The 261-nt window shown below is 60.2% G+C and carries 1 protein-coding gene; it reads right to left on the reverse strand.

The genetic code is table 11. The features are described from left to right. A partial coding sequence (locus tag AC0608_RS13795) for a redoxin domain-containing protein (protein ID WP_478289476.1) occupies positions 1-261 on the reverse strand: 261 nt, incomplete at both ends.

Below are 261 nucleotides of genomic sequence, written 5' to 3' on the forward strand. Positions count from 1 at the left end.
CTTCGGTGGAAGCGGTCATGCCCTTGTCGCCTTTTTTCCAGTTGGCAGGGCAGACTTCACCGTGCTCTTCGTGGAACTGCAGCGCGTCGACCAGGCGGATCAGCTCTTCCATGTTACGCCCCAGCGGCAGATCGTTGATGATCTGCGAGCGCACAACGCCCTTGTCGTCGATCAGGAACGCGCCACGGAACGCCACGCCGCCTTCGGATTCAACGTCGTAGGCCTTGGCAATCTCGTGCTTCATGTCGGCAGCCATGGTGT

This window comes from Flavobacterium sp. GNP008, assembly GCF_056428965.1.